The organism is Rahnella ecdela (genome assembly GCF_019049625.1).
GTDB lineage: Bacteria > Pseudomonadota > Gammaproteobacteria > Enterobacterales > Enterobacteriaceae > Rahnella > Rahnella ecdela.
The window spans coordinates 1-17,290 of sequence record NZ_JAFMOY010000132.1 but is presented as its reverse complement, the minus strand read 5'-3'; the positions used below and the strand labels follow the sequence as shown (position 1 = coordinate 17,290).

General features: G+C 54.2%; 14 protein-coding genes. 7 read left to right on the top strand and 7 right to left on the bottom strand.

Annotated elements, in window-relative coordinates:
- Positions 1-137: 137 nt before the first annotated feature.
- The gene (locus J1784_RS20825) at positions 138-1,052 is read left to right on the top strand and encodes a LysR family transcriptional regulator (protein ID WP_217150783.1); all 915 of its coding nucleotides are present in this window, start codon (positions 138-140) and stop codon (positions 1,050-1,052) included.
- 61 nt (positions 1,053-1,113) lie between these two features.
- Here the strand turns inward: J1784_RS20825 and spy are convergent, their stop codons facing one another.
- Positions 1,114-1,623 carry an ATP-independent periplasmic protein-refolding chaperone Spy gene (gene spy, locus J1784_RS20820; RefSeq protein WP_217150782.1) on the bottom strand — a complete coding sequence of 170 codons (510 nt, stop codon included), beginning with the start codon at positions 1,621-1,623 and terminating at the stop codon, positions 1,114-1,116.
- A gap of 368 nt (positions 1,624-1,991) precedes the next feature.
- On the opposite strand from spy, the gene J1784_RS20815 reads away from it, so the two are divergent.
- Positions 1,992-3,422 (top strand): aminotransferase-like domain-containing protein, encoded by a 1,431-nt coding sequence (locus J1784_RS20815; RefSeq protein WP_217150781.1) that lies wholly within the window; start codon positions 1,992-1,994, stop codon positions 3,420-3,422.
- An 8-nt stretch (positions 3,423-3,430) separates the two neighbouring features.
- Here the strand turns inward: J1784_RS20815 and J1784_RS20810 are convergent, their stop codons facing one another.
- The 6 genes from J1784_RS20810 to J1784_RS20785 form a co-directional block, all read right to left on the bottom strand.
- Positions 3,431-4,039, bottom strand: a complete 609-nt coding sequence (locus J1784_RS20810; protein WP_217150780.1) for a KpsF/GutQ family sugar-phosphate isomerase — start codon at positions 4,037-4,039, stop codon at positions 3,431-3,433.
- On the bottom strand, positions 4,036-5,676 hold the full coding sequence (locus tag J1784_RS20805) for an FGGY-family carbohydrate kinase (protein WP_120133457.1): 1,641 nt from the start codon (positions 5,674-5,676) through the stop codon (positions 4,036-4,038). The genes J1784_RS20810 and J1784_RS20805 overlap by 4 nt, the downstream gene beginning before the upstream one ends.
- Positions 5,677-5,705: 29 nt before the next feature.
- On the bottom strand, positions 5,706-6,659 hold the full coding sequence (locus tag J1784_RS20800) for an ABC transporter permease (protein ID WP_217150779.1): 954 nt from the start codon (positions 6,657-6,659) through the stop codon (positions 5,706-5,708).
- Position 6,660: 1 nt separating this feature from the next.
- Positions 6,661-7,650 (bottom strand): ABC transporter permease, encoded by a 990-nt coding sequence (locus J1784_RS20795; RefSeq protein WP_217150778.1) that lies wholly within the window; start codon positions 7,648-7,650, stop codon positions 6,661-6,663.
- The gene (locus J1784_RS20790) at positions 7,643-9,163 is read right to left on the bottom strand and encodes a sugar ABC transporter ATP-binding protein (protein WP_217150777.1); all 1,521 of its coding nucleotides are present in this window, start codon (positions 9,161-9,163) and stop codon (positions 7,643-7,645) included. The genes J1784_RS20795 and J1784_RS20790 overlap by 8 nt, the downstream gene beginning before the upstream one ends.
- 168 nt (positions 9,164-9,331) lie before the next feature.
- A complete protein-coding gene (locus tag J1784_RS20785) occupies positions 9,332-10,318 on the bottom strand; it encodes an autoinducer 2 ABC transporter substrate-binding protein (RefSeq protein WP_217150776.1) in 987 nt (328 codons plus the stop codon).
- Between the two features lie 777 nt (positions 10,319-11,095).
- Between J1784_RS20785 and J1784_RS20780 the strand changes: the two genes are divergently transcribed.
- The 5 genes from J1784_RS20780 to astE are packed head-to-tail and all read left to right on the top strand — an operon-like array spanning position 11,096 to position 17,246.
- The gene (locus J1784_RS20780; RefSeq protein ID WP_217150775.1) at positions 11,096-12,316 is read left to right on the top strand and encodes an aspartate aminotransferase family protein; all 1,221 of its coding nucleotides are present in this window, start codon (positions 11,096-11,098) and stop codon (positions 12,314-12,316) included.
- A 28-nt stretch (positions 12,317-12,344) separates the two neighbouring features.
- Positions 12,345-13,418 (top strand): arginine N-succinyltransferase, encoded by a 1,074-nt coding sequence (astA, locus tag J1784_RS20775; protein WP_217150774.1) that lies wholly within the window; start codon positions 12,345-12,347, stop codon positions 13,416-13,418.
- Positions 13,415-14,893, top strand: coding sequence for a succinylglutamate-semialdehyde dehydrogenase (gene astD, locus J1784_RS20770; RefSeq protein ID WP_217150773.1), 1,479 nt, complete (start codon positions 13,415-13,417; stop codon positions 14,891-14,893). Before astA ends, astD begins: the two co-directional genes overlap by 4 nt.
- 10 nt (positions 14,894-14,903) lie before the next feature.
- Positions 14,904-16,247 (top strand): N-succinylarginine dihydrolase, encoded by a 1,344-nt coding sequence (gene astB / locus J1784_RS20765; RefSeq protein WP_217150772.1) that lies wholly within the window; start codon positions 14,904-14,906, stop codon positions 16,245-16,247.
- A gap of 18 nt (positions 16,248-16,265) precedes the next feature.
- A complete protein-coding gene (gene astE, locus J1784_RS20760) occupies positions 16,266-17,246 on the top strand; it encodes a succinylglutamate desuccinylase (protein ID WP_217150771.1) in 981 nt (326 codons plus the stop codon).
- The last annotated feature ends 44 nt before the right edge of the window (positions 17,247-17,290 follow it).

Here is a 17,290-nt window from a genome sequence, read left to right as displayed (position 1 = left end):
AAAAGTAGTGTCTGTGTCGATATCGGTTTTATGCATGCCAGAATCAATAACAGACGGGTTAAGTACGCTAAAATGGTAAAACGCCACATACAGCAAATCTAATTCAAAGTTTTCATCGGGAGGTATAGTTTAAAACTATGAAATTCACCCTGCGGCAACTGAAATTTTTCATTGCGTTAGCACAGACGCAACAGATATCGAAGGCCGCGTCTCGCTGCAATATTTCGCAGTCTTCGATGACCGTCGCGATGCGTAATCTCGAAGAGTCGGTGAATAACGCGCTGTTTTTGCGCCATGCAAAAGGTGTCACCCTGACGGCCGCCGGAGAGCGCTTTTTGCATCATGCGCGGAAAATTATCAATGACAGCCAGCTCGCCATTGACGATTTGCTTTATCAGCCGCAGCTGGCGAAAGGCACCGTGAACATTGGTGTGGCAAAAACGCTTTCGGCGTATTTACTGCCCGCCATCATTACTGAAGTGGAACAGCATTTTCCGCTGATGACCCTCAATTTCATCGAAGCCGATGCGGCGCAGCTGATTGCTGCTTTAAGGCGGCGGGAAACCGATTTTTGCCTGTTGCTGACCTCGAATATTGCCCGTGAAAACGACCTGAAAATCGAAACGTTTATTCGCTCCCCGCGAAGACTGTGGATTGCGCAAGGGCATCCGTTGCTCAGTCAGCCGGTTATCCATCTGGCTGATATCGCCAGCCTGCCTTTTCTGCTGCTCGACACTGACGATTATCCCGACGTCATCCGGGATCACTGGCAAACGCACGGCGGTCAGCCGAATGTGACGTTTACCACCACATCGTTCGAAACAGTGCGCAGCATGGTGGCGAAAGGCCGCGGCGTGACTATTTTGTCAGATCTGGTTTATCGGCCATGGTCGCTGGATGGATTGCGGGTGATGCGGCGAACGGTGGAAGACAGCCTGACGTATATGGACGTGGGCGCGGTAATTTCCGAAACGCGGGTACTTTCGGAACCTGCCGCCGTGGTGCTGGATTATTTGCGCGTCCTGATCACCCGTCATGGCGAAGACGCCTGAGGAGATAAGGCAAAAAAAAACCGGCCTGTATGGGGCCGGTTTGTCGATGTCAGGTCAGATATTATTCAGCAGTAGCGGGTTTATCCTGGCCTGGTTTGTGATCACGCATCTGTTCCATTTTGGCAGCGCGTTTCTGATAGTTCTCGTTGAACTGTTTTTTCTGCTCAGGTGTCAGCAGGTTATACATTTTGTTCTCAGCACGGGCGCGGTCGAGCATGCGGTCGGACTGTGCTTTGGTGATGGTATCAATCTGCGATTTCACTTTAGCTTCATCGAAGCTGTCGGAAGCCACCAGGCTGTGCATCTGATCCATCTGCGCTTTCATTGCTGCACGGTCAGGACGCGCGCCGCTGTCTTTCATGATTTCTTTCATCTGAGTTTTCTGCTGCTCAGTCAGGTTCAGACCGGCAAACGGGCTCATATGATGCGGGCCTTTATGATGCATCATTTTGCCGTGTGGCGCGGTGGTGGCGTCAGTTGCCGGAGCAGCGGTTGTTTCAGCAGCAAACGCGAAAGAAGCAGAGCTCAGAGCCAGAGTTGAAGCCACAATCATTGCGGTAAGTTTACGCATAATTAAATTCCTCATTGAATATTCAGGCACGTCGCCCGTTTTGTTTCGACGTAAACAAGTCTACTCATTCCAATGAATAGTAATGCGAGGAAGATGTAAAAGAGTGAAAGCCAAAGTGTCATTTTTCCGGCAATCGTGGAGAAATTGTTTAGAAAGCGTAAGGTTGCGCGAACAGGCATGAACGGGAGTTCAGATAAATCTGAGTAATGCGGTGTATTGACACATTAACATGGTGAATGTTTCGCCGCCAGACCTCTCTGGTAAACATTGATTGCTGTTGATGAGCAGTTTACTTCGCAGGACAGGGCCAAAAGCAGGCATAATAGTTATCATTTTATAAACATACTCTATAACAGTGTAGATGAATTATGGCTGAATCCCGTTATGAAACGCTGGCGCGTACTTTACGCAGGCAAATAGAGACACAGGTCTGGCTGCCCGGCGACCGTCTGCCTTCGTTACGTGATACCTGTAAACAGTCCGGCCTGAGTCTGATGACGGTATTGCAGGCTTATCAGCTGCTGGAAAGTCAGGGAGTGATTGTCGCACGACCTCAATCCGGTTATTACGTGGCGGCAGGCATTCATCGACCGGTGCGCCATTCTCCCGACGAGCGTTTGCATGCCGCCGAACAGGTTGACGTCAACGACGCCATTTTCGATATCCTCAAGGCCGGACAAGACCCCTCCGTAGTGCCTCTCGGTTCCGCGTTTCCCGATCCGACACTTTTTCCGCAACCGCGACTGGGGCGATCCCTTGCCAGCGCCGTCCGCCGGATGTCGCCGCACAGTGCTATTGCTAATCTGCCGCCGGGCAATGAAGAACTGCGCCGCAGCATTGCGCAGCGTTACGCGCAAAACGGCATTGAAGTCGCACCCGATGAAATTGTGATTACGTCGGGTGCGATGGAATCCCTGGGATTAAGTTTACAGGCCGTGACAGAACCGGGCGACTGGGTGGCGATTGAGTCACCGGCTTTCTATGGCGTATTGCAGGCTATTGAGCGGCGTAAATTAAAAGCCGTCGCCATTCCGACGGATGTACGTTTTGGGATGGATCCTGATGCGCTGGAAAAAGCCCTCGAAACTTATCCGATTAAAGCCTGCTGGCTGATGTCGAGTTTTCAGAATCCGCTCGGAGGCAGTTTACCGCCGGAAAATAAGGCACGACTGGTGGCAATTTTGCAGGCGCATAAAGTGGCGCTGATTGAGGACGACGTTTACAGCGAACTGTATTTCGGCAGCGAGCGCACGGTGCCGCTGAAGGCGTCGGATTACCGCAGTGAAATTCTGCATTGTTCGTCATTTTCAAAATGTCTGGCGCCGGGATTTCGTGTCGGCTGGGTCGCCGCGGGCGCTTATGCCGAACGTATCCAGCGTCTGCAACTGATGAGTACCTTATCGGCCAGCGTGCCGGTTCAGCTGGCGCTTGCGGATTATTTGCAGGGTACACAGCAGGGGGGTTACGACACGCATTTACGGCGTTTGCGGCGTCAGCTCGAACAGCGTCAGCTGGCGATGCGCCACGCCATTATCCGGGAATTTCCTCCGCAGGTTTGCGTTTCACAACCGGCGGGCGGTTATTTCCTGTGGCTGGATCTGGGCGATAACGTCGATGCGGCGCGGGTTTATCAGCGCGCGCTGGCAAAAGGCGTCAGCGTTGCGCCCGGCACTATGTTCTCTGCCGACGAACGTTTCCGCCACTGCCTGCGTCTTAACACCTCATTCGAATGGGGGCCGCACACCGCGCGCGCCATCTCAGTTCTGGCGGCGCTGGTGGCGGAAGAGATTAAAGGGTAAGGGTGTTATCAAACATCCTTCTCCCGCAATGTCTTCCCGACATTCCCCCCCGGATGGACTTTGAGCAAACGCTGTTGGTCAAAGCCGTTGCGCAGCATGATGTTGCCGCACAACGCATCGAATACTGCCAGCACCAGCACGATAGAGGTGGTGGCCAGCATATTGAGCGGATCGATTTCCCGCTGAATATGCGTTTTCACGACCAGCGTGGCAGCACGGGCAATGGCCGAATCCAGATTTTCCGTCACGCTGATGATTGCCACGCCTTTGGCTTTCAGCGTCGGCAGCAGGCGCGTCAGTTCTTCAGAGTTGCCGCCGCGGGAAATGAGGATCATCAGGTCATTGCTGCGCATAAAGCCTAAGTCACCGTGGGCGGCGTCAGTGGCGCTGAGATACACCGCCGGTTGCTCGACGCACGCCAGCATATGGGCGATTTTGCGCGCCGCAATGCCCGAAGTACCCACGCCGGTGACGGCAATTTTGCCCTTGCAGCCGGTGACCAGCGTCAGTAACTGCTGCCAGATATCGGCATCAAGATTGCGCTGCAACGCCAGTAATTCCTGGCTATAGGTCTGCCAGCCCTGACACGCCAGAGCAAATTCTTCCTCTGCATTCATTCGGTTTCCCCCTGCATCAGGCGGCGGTATTTCATGCTGTCGTGGTACATCTCATGGAATACGCGGTATTTGCGATCGTAATACTCTTTGATTTTGTTGGTTTGCGGCGTAACGGTTTTGCCGATGCGGCTCATCGCCGCCATCGCTTCCGGCAGAGAGTCGTACGCGCCAGCCGCGACGGTGCCCATCATGGCGCTGCCAAGTAACATCGCCTCGCTTTCTTCCGGCAATAACATCGCGCAGCCTGTCGCGTTGGAATGCTCCTGTACAAACACCGGGTTTTTAGTGCCGCCGCCGCTCGCCATCATGGTATCGATGCGGTAACCGCTCTGATTCATGGTCTCGATAATGTGACGGGTGCCAAGCGCCAGTGCCTGAATGGTCGCCAGATAATGCAGCGCCATGTCTTCCGGTGTACGCGAAAGTTTAAGGCCGGTCAGCGTGCCGGTCAGCGTCGGGTTGGCGCGCGGTGAACGGTTACCGTGGAAGTAGGGCAGCATATGAATGTCTTTGGTCAGGAAGGCGATATTCTCCGGTTCTCCGGCCATTTTACGCAGAATGCCGTTGAGCACTTCATAAATGGTTTTACCGCTGTCTTTACCCTGTTTCAGCAGATCCTGATAACACGGATGCGACTGAATAACGTGGTCGATCAGCGCGCCGGTAGTCGATTGCCCGCCTTCGTTCAGCCAGTAATCCGGCAGAATAGCCGAGTAATAAGGCCCCCAGATGCCGCCGATATAGCGCGCGCTGCGCGACATCGCCATATGTGCCGTGGACGTGCCGCCAATGAGCGCGATACGGTTGTCGAAATCGGCTGATTCACCGGATGCGCCGCTGGCACCGAGAATGCCAAGGCTGCCTGCGTGGGCATCAATAATCGAGACGCTGACAGCCGTACCCGCCATCAGCCCCATTTCAGCAGCGGCGCGCTGCGTCAGGCCGTGACCGAGCGGTTCGCCCATGGTTTTCACTTCGCTGCCGATTTTTGCTGCGTTGTTTTCCAGTAAATCTTCCAGACCGATCTGGCGGAAATAGCTCGGATCCCAGCGGTCTTCGTGGCCGATATACGTCCATTTACAGACGGTAGAACACAAGGAACGTGTGGTGTCCTGCGTGGCGCGCCAGGTCAGGAAATCCGGCAGGTCGAAAAGATGCCCGACGTTGTTCCAGGTGGTCGGCATATGCTGTTTGAGCCACAGCAGTTTTGGCGTCTGCATTTCGGGCGAAATAATCCCGCCAACGAATTCCAGTACGCGGTGTCCGGTGGCGTTGATGCGTTCTGCCTGAGTGATGGCGCGGTGATCCATCCACACAATAATGTTCTGCTCGCTGCGTCCGGACGGACTGACGGTCAGTGGTTTGCCTTCTTTATCCAGCACCACCAGCGAGCAGGTGGCATCGAAGCCGATACCTTTCACCTGAATCGGGTTGATGTCGGCCTGATTGACCGCATCTTTCACGGCGTTACAGACGGATTGCCAGATTTCATCGGAAGACTGTTCGACGAAATCGGCTTTCGGGCGGTACAGCGTTATCTCACGGCTGGCCTGGCCGACCATGCGGCCGGTCATATCGAAGACGCCCGCGCGGGCGCTGCCGGTTCCTACGTCTACTCCAATAAAATAACTCGCCATGTTCTTTCCCTTCGGTAAAAAGCTTTCGCTTAAGATTTTCTGTTTTGCAGCGCGATAAACAGGATCAGGACGCCGCCCCAAAGGGCCATCGTCAGATAACTGCTGACGCCCATCAGGTTCAGACCGCTTTCCAGCATTTGCAGGACGATCAGTGCCAGTACCAGCCCGATGACCCGCCCGAATCCGCCGTCGGGATTAATCCCGCCGAGTACCGAGGCCAGAATGGTCACCAGCAAATACGAGTCACCGTAGCCTGCTTTCGCCGAGTTAAATTTGGACATCATCAGCAATGCCGCGCCCCAGCCGAGCAGGGCGGAAAGCACGTACACCGCAATGGTCACTTTGTGGGTGTTAACGCCACTGAAACGCGTGGCCTGTTCGTTGGACCCCATCAGATACAAGCTGCGGCCAAGTGTGGTGTGTTCAAGCAAAACCCACAGCAAAAGCGCGACCAGCAGGAATAACAGCAGGGCGACCGGAATGCCGAGCAAACTGCCGTTGCTGAGATACTGAATCGCCGCCGGGAAACCTGAAATCACCGCACCGTTGGTCAGCAGAATATTCAGCCCGGCAATCAGCGTCATGGTGCCGAGCGTCGCCAGAATCGGTGAGACACCGATATAGGCAATCAGCGCGCCATTGAGGACGCCAATCACCACCGCAACGGCCAGACCGGCGAGCATCGCCAGCGCGAAGTATTCCGGCTGACCCGGATGCGCCACCAGAATCGCCGCCATCGCCAGCGAACAGGCATTAGCGCCGGCAATCACCGAAAGGTTAATGCCGCCGGTAAGCATGGTGATGCCCATCCCCAGCGCCAGCATGCCCAGAATCGGTAACTGCGAGGAGATCGACTGGAAATTGCCGACGCTGTAAAAACTGCCGCCCAGCGTGAATGAAAACAGCACGGCCACAGCGACGATGATCAGCAACTGCAAACGGATGATGCGGTCGCCGGGGAAGAATCGGGTTAAGGTCGTCATGTCACATCCCCTTTGCCAGTTTGCGTTTTTCATTCCACGCGGTGCTGCTGATGCTGACCAGAATGATCACGCCGCTGAAAACCTGATGCCAGTAGGACGAAATACTCAACAGGGTCAGGCCGTTTTGCAGGAATGCCAGCAGCATGACGCCAAGAATCGTACCAGTGAGCGAACCGCGTCCGCCTGTCATGCTGGTGCCACCTAATACCACCGCCGCCAGCACCGTCAGTTCATAGCCGAGCAGGGAGTTAGGCGCAACAGACTGGGTGATTTGTGCCTGAACCACCGCAGCAATACCCGCCAGTAATCCCATAAATCCGTACACGTAAAAATGCAGACGCAGGATGTTCAGACCGAGGCGCGACGCGGCATCACGGTTGCTGCCCATTGCGTAAATCTGACGTCCAACGCGGGTGCGGTTCATCAGCACGCCGGTGGCGATGATAACCCCGAGCAGGCTGAGCAGCGGTAGCGTCAGGCCATAGTCGTAGCCGTCAGCGGCAGTAAACGAGAACCAGTTAATGCCATTCATAAACCAGTCCGGGAATCCGTAAAGCCAGGTGCCGTTAGTCAGATACACCAGCAAACCGTAGAACAGGTTCAGTGTGGCGATGGTGATGATGATGGCCGGTACACGCAGCCAGTACACCAGAAAACCGTTGACCAGCCCGAGCAGTAAACCCGTGCCCATCGACATCGCAAACGCCAGCGGGAAACTGCCGCCGTGATGAATGATGTAACTCGCCATCACGTACTGACCAATGGAGGTGACGGCCGGGAAAGAGATGTCGATACCTCCGGCTATCAGCACTACGAACAGGCCGCAGGCCAGAATGCCGAGAATGGCATAACTGGTCGCGACGTCGGTCAGATTGCCGAGCGTCATAAATTCATGGGTACTGACGCTCAGGCCAATCACCAGCAGCAGCACCAGTAAACCCAGCCAGAATTCATGCTGAGAAAACAGTTTCGAGAGAGATTTGTTATCCATTGATCGCCTCCGCAATCTGCGCTTCGCTGCTCTGGTGCGGCGCGAATTCCGCCACCAGCTGGCCTTTACGCATCACCAGCACGCGATGGCTGTTGTAATACGCTTCCGGGATTTCATCGCAAATCATCAGTACCGCCATGCCGGACTCCGCCAGATCGCGGGCGATGCGGTAAATCCCTTCTTTGTTGGCGATATCGACGCCGACGGTCGGTGAATCAAGGATCAGAATATGCGGCTGGGTCGCCACCCATTTGGCGATGGCGATACGCTGCGCATTACCGCCGGAAAGCGTCTTCACCGGCAGGCCGCTGTCCGAGACTTTAATGTTCAGGTCACGGATCAGATCTTTCACCACTGATGTCGCTTTGCGGTGATCCATCAGCCCGGTGCCGGTGTGTAACTTGTCGAAAATCGACACCAGCGTGTTGTCGTAAATGGACTGCTCCATAATCAGCCCCTGCGTCAGACGGTCTTCCGACACGTAAGCAATACCGTGGCGGATAGCGTCGCGGTTGCTGTGAAATTTCACTGCATTGCCGTTAACACGAATTTCACCGCTGTCCGGCTGGCTCATACCGAACAGGCTCAGACACAGTTCGGTACGCCCTGATCCCAGCAGGCCGATAATTGAGGTGATTTCGCCCTGACGCAGCGACAGCGAAATATCCTGATACTGGTCTTTGCGGCTCAGATGGCGGACTTCCAGCAGCGGTGTCACGTCGGCGGGCGCACGGTGCGGCAGGTGACTGTAAGTAAAACGCTGTCCGGTCATCAGGAACGCCAGCTCATTGCTGTCGAGTTCGCTGGCGGGATACGTCCCCACCAGTTTGCCGTCGCGCATCACGCTGATACGGTCGGCGACTTCCATCACTTCATCAAGACGGTGGCTGACAAACACCACGCAGATACCGGCGGCTTTCAGCTCATTGACTACCCGCAACAGGCCATTTACCTCGGTGCGGGTCAGTGACGCGGTGGGCTCATCCATGATGACCAGACTCGCGTCAGCAGCGATTGCGCGGCATATTGCCACTAACTGACGGTCTGCGATCGACAGTTTTTCGACTTTACGGTCCGGGTCGAGAGAAACCCCGACACGTTGCATAGCGGCGACAGCTTTTTTGCGCATTGCCTCGCGATGTACCCAAAAATCGCCACCCGGTAAATAACGGTGAATGGCGATATTTTCGGCCACCGATAAATTCGGGAATAAAGATAAGTCCTGATAGATAACCTGAATGCCGTAATAAGAAGAAAGTTGTGGCGTCAGGGTATGAAAAAGTTTTCCGTCGAGCGTAATCGCTGCCCCTTTTTCCGGCTGATAAACACCCGAAATGACTTTAATAATGGTGCTTTTCCCGCAGCCATTCTGACCAGCCAGACAATGCACTTCGCCTTTATTCAGCGTCAGGCTGACATTATCCAGCGCTAATACGCCGGGGAATTTTTTACTGATTTTTTCGAGGCTGATAAAGGCCTCAGCAGGGGCAGGGGACGTGCTGAGAGTATTCATCACATGATCCTTACAGCATTCTATTTAGAATAGTTTTCAATGTCTGATTAGAAATTCAGATACGGCACAGCAAACATCGCCGTATCTGTTTCTATTTGCCTGGTGTGGCGTTGGAGATAAATCTATCTCCGGTAAATATCCTGTAAATCAAATCATTAAAAAGTTAAATCAGAAGCCGAGTGATTTCGCATTCTCTGGTGTCACTTCCAGAATTTTATTAAAGCGGATCACGTGTTTATCCATATCCACATCTGCTTTGCCTAAACCGTCGATGCTCAGGTCTTTAGTGACTTCTTTGCCCTGTAACAGCTGGTCGGCCACGGTCACTAAGGCGTAACCGGCATCTTTTGGATCCCACAGCAGCACTTTCTTCACATCACCACGCATCAGGTATGGCGCAGCCTGAGCAGGCATGGCGATACCGACAACCGCGATTTTGTTTTTCGCACGTTTCTGCTGAACCGCCTGACCGGCACCGATCGGGCCGAGTGAACCGAAACCGATAATCCCTTTCAGATCAGGATAGGTTTTCATTAAATCCAGCGTGGTGGAGTAAGACTTATCGATGTTTTCTGCCACCGGCAGGCGTGAAGTGACTTCATGCATATCCGGGTATTTTTCTTTCTGATATTTAATGGCGGCATCTGCCCAGGCGTTATGCAATGGCACGGTCAGGGAACCCACATATATGGCGTAACCGCCTTTACCGCCCATGTCTTTCGCCAGCTCATCCATATTCGCTTCGGCATATTTCTGGCTGTCGATGGTTTCGATATCCCACTGACCAATCTGCTGATCCGGCGATTCATGCGTTAACACCACGATGCCCTGATCGCGTGCTTTTTTCAGCACCGGCTCCAGCACTTTTGCATCGTTCGGCACCACGATGATGGCGTCGACTTTTTTGGCGATCAGATCTTCAATCACTTTGACCTGCTGTGCCGGGTCCGGCGTTGAAGCGCCAACCTGATAGGCGTTGACGTCCAGTTTCTGTGCCGCTTCTTTTACGCCAACTTCCATGCGGGTGAACCAGGGAATACCAGTCACTTTGGCGACGACAGCGATGTCGTAAGGTTTGGCAGCGAATGAGGGTGTTGTGAATAACATGCATGCTGAAACCACACATGCACTGACTAATGCGAGGTTAAATTTCATGTCGGTACCTTTCTTATGATGTTTTGTTCTGGTGTAGGGGAACGGCTGGTGGTCATTTATTCCACATTCAGAGATTAACTTAACGGGAAAGCGCTTTTCGCGGGGTCGTGAATGGAATGTGATCAACGCCCTTAATTGTTAAAATAAATGATTTTATATGTAAAATATAAGTTAATTAATTCCAGCTTCGTGCTGTGACGCCGTGCGGTAATGGTGAGTTACCGATAACAATGAAACATTAATGGATCAAATAATTAACAAATTAAATACAATCGAACAGCGTCGCAGGGATTTTTCAGAAAGAAAGGAGGGGCGCTGTTTTTTATTTGCGCAGAGTGTGAGCAGGGTCACGGGGCGTAAACGCGCCAGAACAGTGCGTTGCTGCACTTTTATCGGGCATTGCCATTGAAGAAGGCAGGAGCGATACGCGCCGGATCACAATCCTGTATAAAACATGAAGGCCGAAATCAAATTATTTCCCTGCATACTCATTCTTAAGACCTCGTTGCTGCAAAAGGGGATTTTTTCTTTTATTCATTTTTTATGCACTTTAAGTGAATAACGGACGGTATTAAGTGGTTGTTTTTTCTGGATGTGACTTTTTTTATTCACTTTTTTCCTTTGCTGGCATGAAGACTGCACTCTATGATGTGACTGAGTGAGATTATTTATTAACTTTTAAATAACAAACCAATAACCAGAATTCCTGCCGGTATGGGGGGCGGACTCCTGCACCCTGAATTCAGCCAGTCACTGGCCTTACATTAAGAGGTTTATATGGAACACCAACAGCAACCACAAAACGTCAGCCGCCAGAACTTTGATGACTGGATGGTGCCGGTATACGCCCCTGCGGCGTTTATTCCCGTGCGTGGCGAGGGATCCTGGCTGTGGGATCAGGCGGGCAAAGATTATGTCGATTTTGCGGGCGGCATTGCGGTGAATGCGCTGGGGCATGCGCATCCGGAAATCCGTAAAACACTGCATAAACAGGCGGACAAAGTCTGGCATCTGGGCAACGGTTACACCAACGAACCGGTGCTGCGTCTGGCCAAACAACTGATCGACGCCACTTTTGCCGACAAAGTGTTTTTCTGCAATTCCGGCGCGGAAGCTAATGAAGCGGCGCTCAAACTGGCGAGACTCTATGGCAACAAAACCGGCGGCGAAAAGAATGAAATCATCGCCTTCAAAAATGCCTTCCACGGCCGCACGCTGTTTACCGTAACGACCGGCGGACAGCCAAAATATTCCGAGGATTTTGCCCCCTTGCCGCAGGCGATTACCCATCTGCCGTTTAACGATCTGGCCGCAGTTTCAGGCCATATTTCCTCCCGTACCTGCGCGGTGATTGTCGAGCCTATTCAGGGCGAGGGCGGTGTGGTGCCAGCAGAAGCTGAATTCCTGCAAGGCATGCGCGAGTTGTGTGACAAACATCAGGCGGTGCTGATTTTCGATGAAGTGCAGACCGGCGTCGGGCGTACCGGCGAACTTTACGCCTATCAGCATTACGGTGTGGTGCCGGACATACTGACCAGTGCCAAAGCGCTGGGCGGCGGTTTCCCGATTGGCGCGATGCTGACCACCGACCGTTATGCCGCATTATTCCAGCCGGGCACGCACGGCACCACTTACGGCGGTAATCCGCTGGCGACGGCGGTGGCGGGCAAAGTGTTTGAGCTTATTAATACGCCGGAAGTGTTAGCCGGTGTCACTAAACGCCACGAATGGTTTATCGCCGGGCTTAAACGTATCAATGACCGTTATCAGGTGTTCAGCGAAGTGCGCGGGCAAGGTTTGTTGCTCGGTGCGGTGATGAGCGGGCGTTACAAAGATCAGGCCAAACAGCTGAATACGCTGGCGGCAGAAGAAGGGCTGATTGCGCTGATTGCCGGCCCCAACGTGCTGCGCTTTGCGCCATCACTGATTATTCCGGGTGCGGATATTGAAGAAGGGCTGAACCGCCTTGAGCGGGCTGTCGCGCGCGTGTGCGTGTGAACAATTGGGTTAAATGAGGTAGAGCATCATGATGTTGATTCGACCTGTGCGGCCCGGCGATCTCGCCGATATCCTGCAGTTATCAGGCAAAACCGGCATCGGTTTAACGTCTTTGCCCAAGGATGAAGCGCATTTACGCGGGCGCATTGAGCGCTCAGTGGCGACCTGGGAAGGCCGCCTTGAGAAAGGCGATCAGGGTTATCTGTTCGTGCTGGAAGATACCGAAAAGCAAAAAGTGGTGGGTGTCAGCGCCATTGAAGTAGCCGTCGGGCTGAGCGAGCCATGGTACAACTTCCGCCTCGGTACGCTGGTGCATGCTTCTAAAAGCCTGAACATTTATAAGCCAGTGCCGACGTTGTTTCTGAGTAACGATCACACCGGCTATACCGAGCTTTGCACGCTGTTTCTTGATGCAGATTACCGTAACGGTAAAAACGGTCAGTTGCTGGCGAAAGTGCGTTTTCTGTTTCTGGCGGCGTTCCGCGAATATTTCTCCCGCAAGGTCATTGCGGAAATGCGCGGCGTCTCTGACGACAGCGGCCATTCGCCGTTCTGGGACAGCGTAGGGCGGCATTTCTTCGGGATGGAATTCGCCGAGGCCGACCGTCTGACCGGCATGGGACAGAAATCCTTTATCGCCGAACTGATGCCAAAACATCCTTTATATACCGAACTGCTCAGCCATGAAGCCCGTGAAGTGATCGGCGAAGTGCATCCGCAAACTGCTCCGGCACGCGCTGTGCTGGAAGGTGAGGGGCTGCGTTACGAGGGCTATGTGGATATTTTCGATGCCGGTCCGACGCTCGAAGGTGAAATCGACCAGTTACGTGCGGTGAAAGAGAGTCGTCTGCTACCGGTCCGGCTGGCTGAAAGTCGCAACGGTGGCGACGAGCCACTGTATCTGGTCGCCAACGAGCAGTATCAGAATTTCCGTGCGCTGCTGGTTCCGGGTGGCGAAACGCCCGATAGCCTGACACTTAACGCCGCCGAGGCGGAAATGCTCGGCCTGAGCGATGGCGATACCCTGCGTGCGGTGGCGCTTTTTCCCGGCAGTAACCCCACTCCTGCAACCCAAATTCTCAAAAAGGAAAGTCTCGCATGATGCAACCTGCACTTTTTATTCAGGGCCAGTGGCGCAGCGGACAAGGCGCGCAGCTCAATAAAACCAATCCTGCCGATAACACGTTGCTGTGGTCAGCGCTCAGCGCCAATGCGGAAGATGTTGATGCCGCCTGTACGGCAGCGCGCACGGCATTTCCCGCATGGGCACGTAAAACCGTGGGCGAACGCGCAGAAGTGATCAAGCGTTTTGCGGATTTACTGACGGAACACAAAATCCGGCTGGCGGAAATCATCAGTCAGGAAACCAGTAAACCGCGCTGGGAAACACTGACCGAAATTCAGGCGATGATCGGCAAAGTGGCGATTTCACTGGAAGCTAATCAGCAACGTACCGGCGAAAAGCATACTGCGATGCCCGACGGCGAGGCGGTACTTCGCCACCGGCCACACGGCGTACTGGCGGTTTTCGGCCCGTATAATTTCCCCGGTCATCTGCCCAACGGACATATCGTTCCGGCCTTACTGGCGGGCAATACGCTGGTGTTCAAACCGAGTGAACTGACGCCTAAAACTGCCGAAGAAACGGTGAAGTTGTGGGAACAGGCGGGGCTGCCGGAAGGGGTGCTGAATCTGGTGCAGGGCGGGCGTTCGACCGGTGAAGCGCTGGCGGCCTGCGGCAATATTGACGGCCTGCTGTTTACCGGCAGTGCGGGCACCGGTTATCAGTTGCATCGTCAGCTGGCAGGTCAGCCTGAAAAGATTCTGGCTCTGGAAATGGGCGGCAACAATGCGCTGATCGTCGAGCCGGTGGAAGACATTGATGCGGCGGTTAACCTGACCATTCAGTCGGCGTTTATTTCTGCCGGACAGCGTTGTACCTGTGCACGACGGTTGCTGGTGAAAGAGGGCACGGCGGGCGATGCGTTTATCGCGCGTTTGCTGGATGTGACGATGCAACTGCGCGTCGGCGGATGGAATGACGACCCGCAGCCATTTATGGGCGGCGTGATTTCTGACATTGCGGCACGCAATATGCTGAAAGCGCAGGACGAATTGCTGGCGCTGGGTGGCAAACCGTTGCTGTTGCTGACACGCCCGGATCCGCTTAATACCGTGCTGACTCCGGGGATTATCGATCTGACCGGTGTGGCAGGCGTTCCCGATGAAGAATACTTTGGTCCGTTGCTGAGTATTTACCGCTACAGCGATTTCGATAATGCCATCGCGCTGGCCAATCAGACACGGTTCGGACTGGCAACCGGTCTTATCTCCGCTGAGCGGGATCAGTTTGAGCAGCTATTATTGGAAGCAAGGGCGGGCATTGTTAACTGGAACAAACCGCTGACCGGCGCATCAAGCAATGCGCCTTTCGGTGGCATCGGCGCATCAGGCAATCATCGTCCAAGTGCTTATTATGCGGCGGATTATTGTGCCTGGCCGATGGCCTCGCTGGAAACAGACAAGCTGGAACTCCCTGCGACGTTGTCGCCTGGTATTGATTTCCGTACAACCTGAGGAGACAGGAATGTCTGGATGTGAAGCAAATTTCGACGGACTCGTCGGGCCGACGCACCATTACGCGGGGCTGTCGTTTGGCAACGAAGCCTCGACTAAAAACCAGAATGCGGTAGCAAACCCGCGTCTGGCGGCAAAACAGGGTTTGCTGAAAATGAAGGCCCTGGCTGATCTGGGTTTTGCTCAGGGAATTTTGCCGCCGCATGAGCGCCCGCATCTGAGCACATTACGTAAAATGGGTTTTGGTGGCAGTGACCGTGAGGTGCTGACCAAAGCGCAGGCTTATTCGCCGCGTCTGCTGTCATCGCTGAGTTCGGCGTCATCCATGTGGGTGGCCAATGCCGCGACGGTTTCTCCCTCGGCGGACAGCGCGGACGGACGCGTGCATTTCACCGTCGCCAATCTGAACAATAAATTCCACCGCGCGATTGAGGCGGAAACGACGTCTGCGATTTTGCGTGCGACATTCCACGCGGATAAATATTTTGCCCATCACGACGCGCTGCCGCAGGTGGCGGCGCTGGGAGACGAGGGCGCAGCCAATCACAACCGTTTATGCGGTGCCTACGATAAACCCGGCGTTCAGGTGTTTGTTTATGGCCGTGACGGACTGGTGACCGGCGAAAATGAACCTGTACGCTATCCGGCGCGTCAGACCCGCTTAGCCAGTGACGCGATAGCGCGTCTGCACCAGCTTGATGAGAAGCGTACGGTGTTTATCCAGCAAAATCCGCATGCCATCGACAGCGGCGTTTTTCACAATGACGTGATTTCTGTCAGTAACGGCAACGTGCTTTTCCACCACGAACAGGCGTTTGTGAATTCAGGTAAAGCACTGGACGAAATCCGCAAAAAAATGGCGGCGCTTGAACTGGATTTTCAGCCGATTGAAGTGCCGCAGTCGAAAGTATCGCTCGACGATGCGGTGGCGACGTATCTGTTTAACAGCCAGTTACTGAGCAAAACGGACGGTAAAATGATGCTGGTGGTGCCGGAAGAATCACGGCAGCACGTGGGTGTCTGGGCGTATTTGTCGGCGCTGAAAGACAGCGGCGGGCCGGTCGATCAGATTGAAGTGTTTGATCTGCGAGAAAGTATGCGCAATGGCGGTGGTCCGGCGTGTCTGCGTCTGCGTGTGGCGCTGAACCGCAACGAACTGAATGCGGTGAATGTGGCCTCGCTGATGAGCGACAGCCAGTTCACCCGGCTCAATACCTGGGTGGACACGCATTATCGCGACCGTATGCAGGCAAAAGATCTGGCGGATCCGCAACTGTTGACCGAAGTGCGTACTGCGCTGGATGAGCTGACTAATATTCTCGGGCTGGGTGCGATTTATCCTTTCCAGCGCTGAACCTCAAAGGAGTGAGATATGTTTGATTTACTGGCGATGACGCTTTCCGGCGATGTGGTAACCGAACCTGCCGGACAAACAGAAATGCTGGACTGGCAGTGGCGCGGCGAGGGCATTCTCGAACTGTCGCCTCGTCAGCCCTGCGAAGCGGCTGTGGTCATTTCCGCCGGCATCCACGGCAATGAAACCGCACCCATTGAACTGCTTAATCAGCTTGTCAGTGAATTGCTTTCAGGTGAACGACAATTACGCGTGCGGCTGCTGGTTTTGCTGGGCAATCCGCCTTCCATGTGCATCAATAAGCGATTTGTCGAAGCGGATATGAACCGCATGTTTGGCGGGCGCCACGCGCGTTACACGCCTAATGATGAAAGCCGACGGGCGCAGGAGCTCGAACAGGTGATGGCACTGTTTTACCGCAGCGCAACGGCTGCGGGAACCACGCAGCGATACCATTACGATTTGCACACGGCGATCCGCGGGTCAAAACATGTGCGCTTCGGGCTGTTGCCGTTACAGGCTCGTCCGAAAAGCGAAGCGATGCTCGCGTGGCTTAATGCCGCCGGGCTGGATGCGCTGGTGCATCATCGTTCACCGGGCGGAACCTTTACGCATTTCAGCAGTGACGTATTTCAGGCTGACAGCTGCACTCTGGAACTGGGCAAGGCGCTGCCGTTTGGCAGTAACGATCACGCACAATTCACCGGTATCCGCCGCGCGCTGGAAACGCTGGTCAGCGATGAACCGTTGCCTGTACGTGAAGCCCCCGCGCCGCTGGTGCATTACTGCGTGGTGCAGGATGTGATCCGTTCCCGGGAAGATTTCGAGTTGTTTGTTCCGGCAGATGCCCTGAATTTTACGGCATTCAGCAAAGGTTTTGTTATCGCTCAGGAAACCGGGAAAACTTACAAAGTGGAAGCCGACGAGGAAGTGGTGTTGTTCCCGAATCCGAATGTCGCTTTGGGATTAAGGGCAGGACTGATGCTGGTGAAGATGTGATGAGTAAAAAGCATCGTAGTTGCCATTAAAACCCCACCCAAACC

Bases quoted from the DNA above. Each gene is read 5' to 3' on its own strand.
- J1784_RS20825 (WP_217150783.1), top strand. From the start codon at position 138: ATGAAATTCACCCTGCGGCAACTGAAATTTTTCATTGCGTTAGCACAG.
- spy (WP_217150782.1), bottom strand. From the start codon at position 1,623: ATGCGTAAACTTACCGCAATGATTGTGGCTTCAACTCTGGCTCTGAGC.
- J1784_RS20815 (WP_217150781.1), top strand. From the start codon at position 1,992: ATGGCTGAATCCCGTTATGAAACGCTGGCGCGTACTTTACGCAGGCAA.
- J1784_RS20810 (WP_217150780.1), bottom strand. From the start codon at position 4,039: ATGAATGCAGAGGAAGAATTTGCTCTGGCGTGTCAGGGCTGGCAGACC.
- J1784_RS20805 (WP_120133457.1), bottom strand. From the start codon at position 5,676: ATGGCGAGTTATTTTATTGGAGTAGACGTAGGAACCGGCAGCGCCCGC.
- J1784_RS20800 (WP_217150779.1), bottom strand. From the start codon at position 6,659: ATGACGACCTTAACCCGATTCTTCCCCGGCGACCGCATCATCCGTTTG.
- J1784_RS20795 (WP_217150778.1), bottom strand. From the start codon at position 7,650: ATGGATAACAAATCTCTCTCGAAACTGTTTTCTCAGCATGAATTCTGG.
- J1784_RS20790 (WP_217150777.1), bottom strand. From the start codon at position 9,163: ATGAATACTCTCAGCACGTCCCCTGCCCCTGCTGAGGCCTTTATCAGC.
- J1784_RS20785 (WP_217150776.1), bottom strand. From the start codon at position 10,318: ATGAAATTTAACCTCGCATTAGTCAGTGCATGTGTGGTTTCAGCATGC.
- J1784_RS20780 (WP_217150775.1), top strand. From the start codon at position 11,096: ATGGAACACCAACAGCAACCACAAAACGTCAGCCGCCAGAACTTTGAT.
- astA (WP_217150774.1), top strand. From the start codon at position 12,345: ATGATGTTGATTCGACCTGTGCGGCCCGGCGATCTCGCCGATATCCTG.
- astD (WP_217150773.1), top strand. From the start codon at position 13,415: ATGATGCAACCTGCACTTTTTATTCAGGGCCAGTGGCGCAGCGGACAA.
- astB (WP_217150772.1), top strand. From the start codon at position 14,904: ATGTCTGGATGTGAAGCAAATTTCGACGGACTCGTCGGGCCGACGCAC.
- astE (WP_217150771.1), top strand. From the start codon at position 16,266: ATGTTTGATTTACTGGCGATGACGCTTTCCGGCGATGTGGTAACCGAA.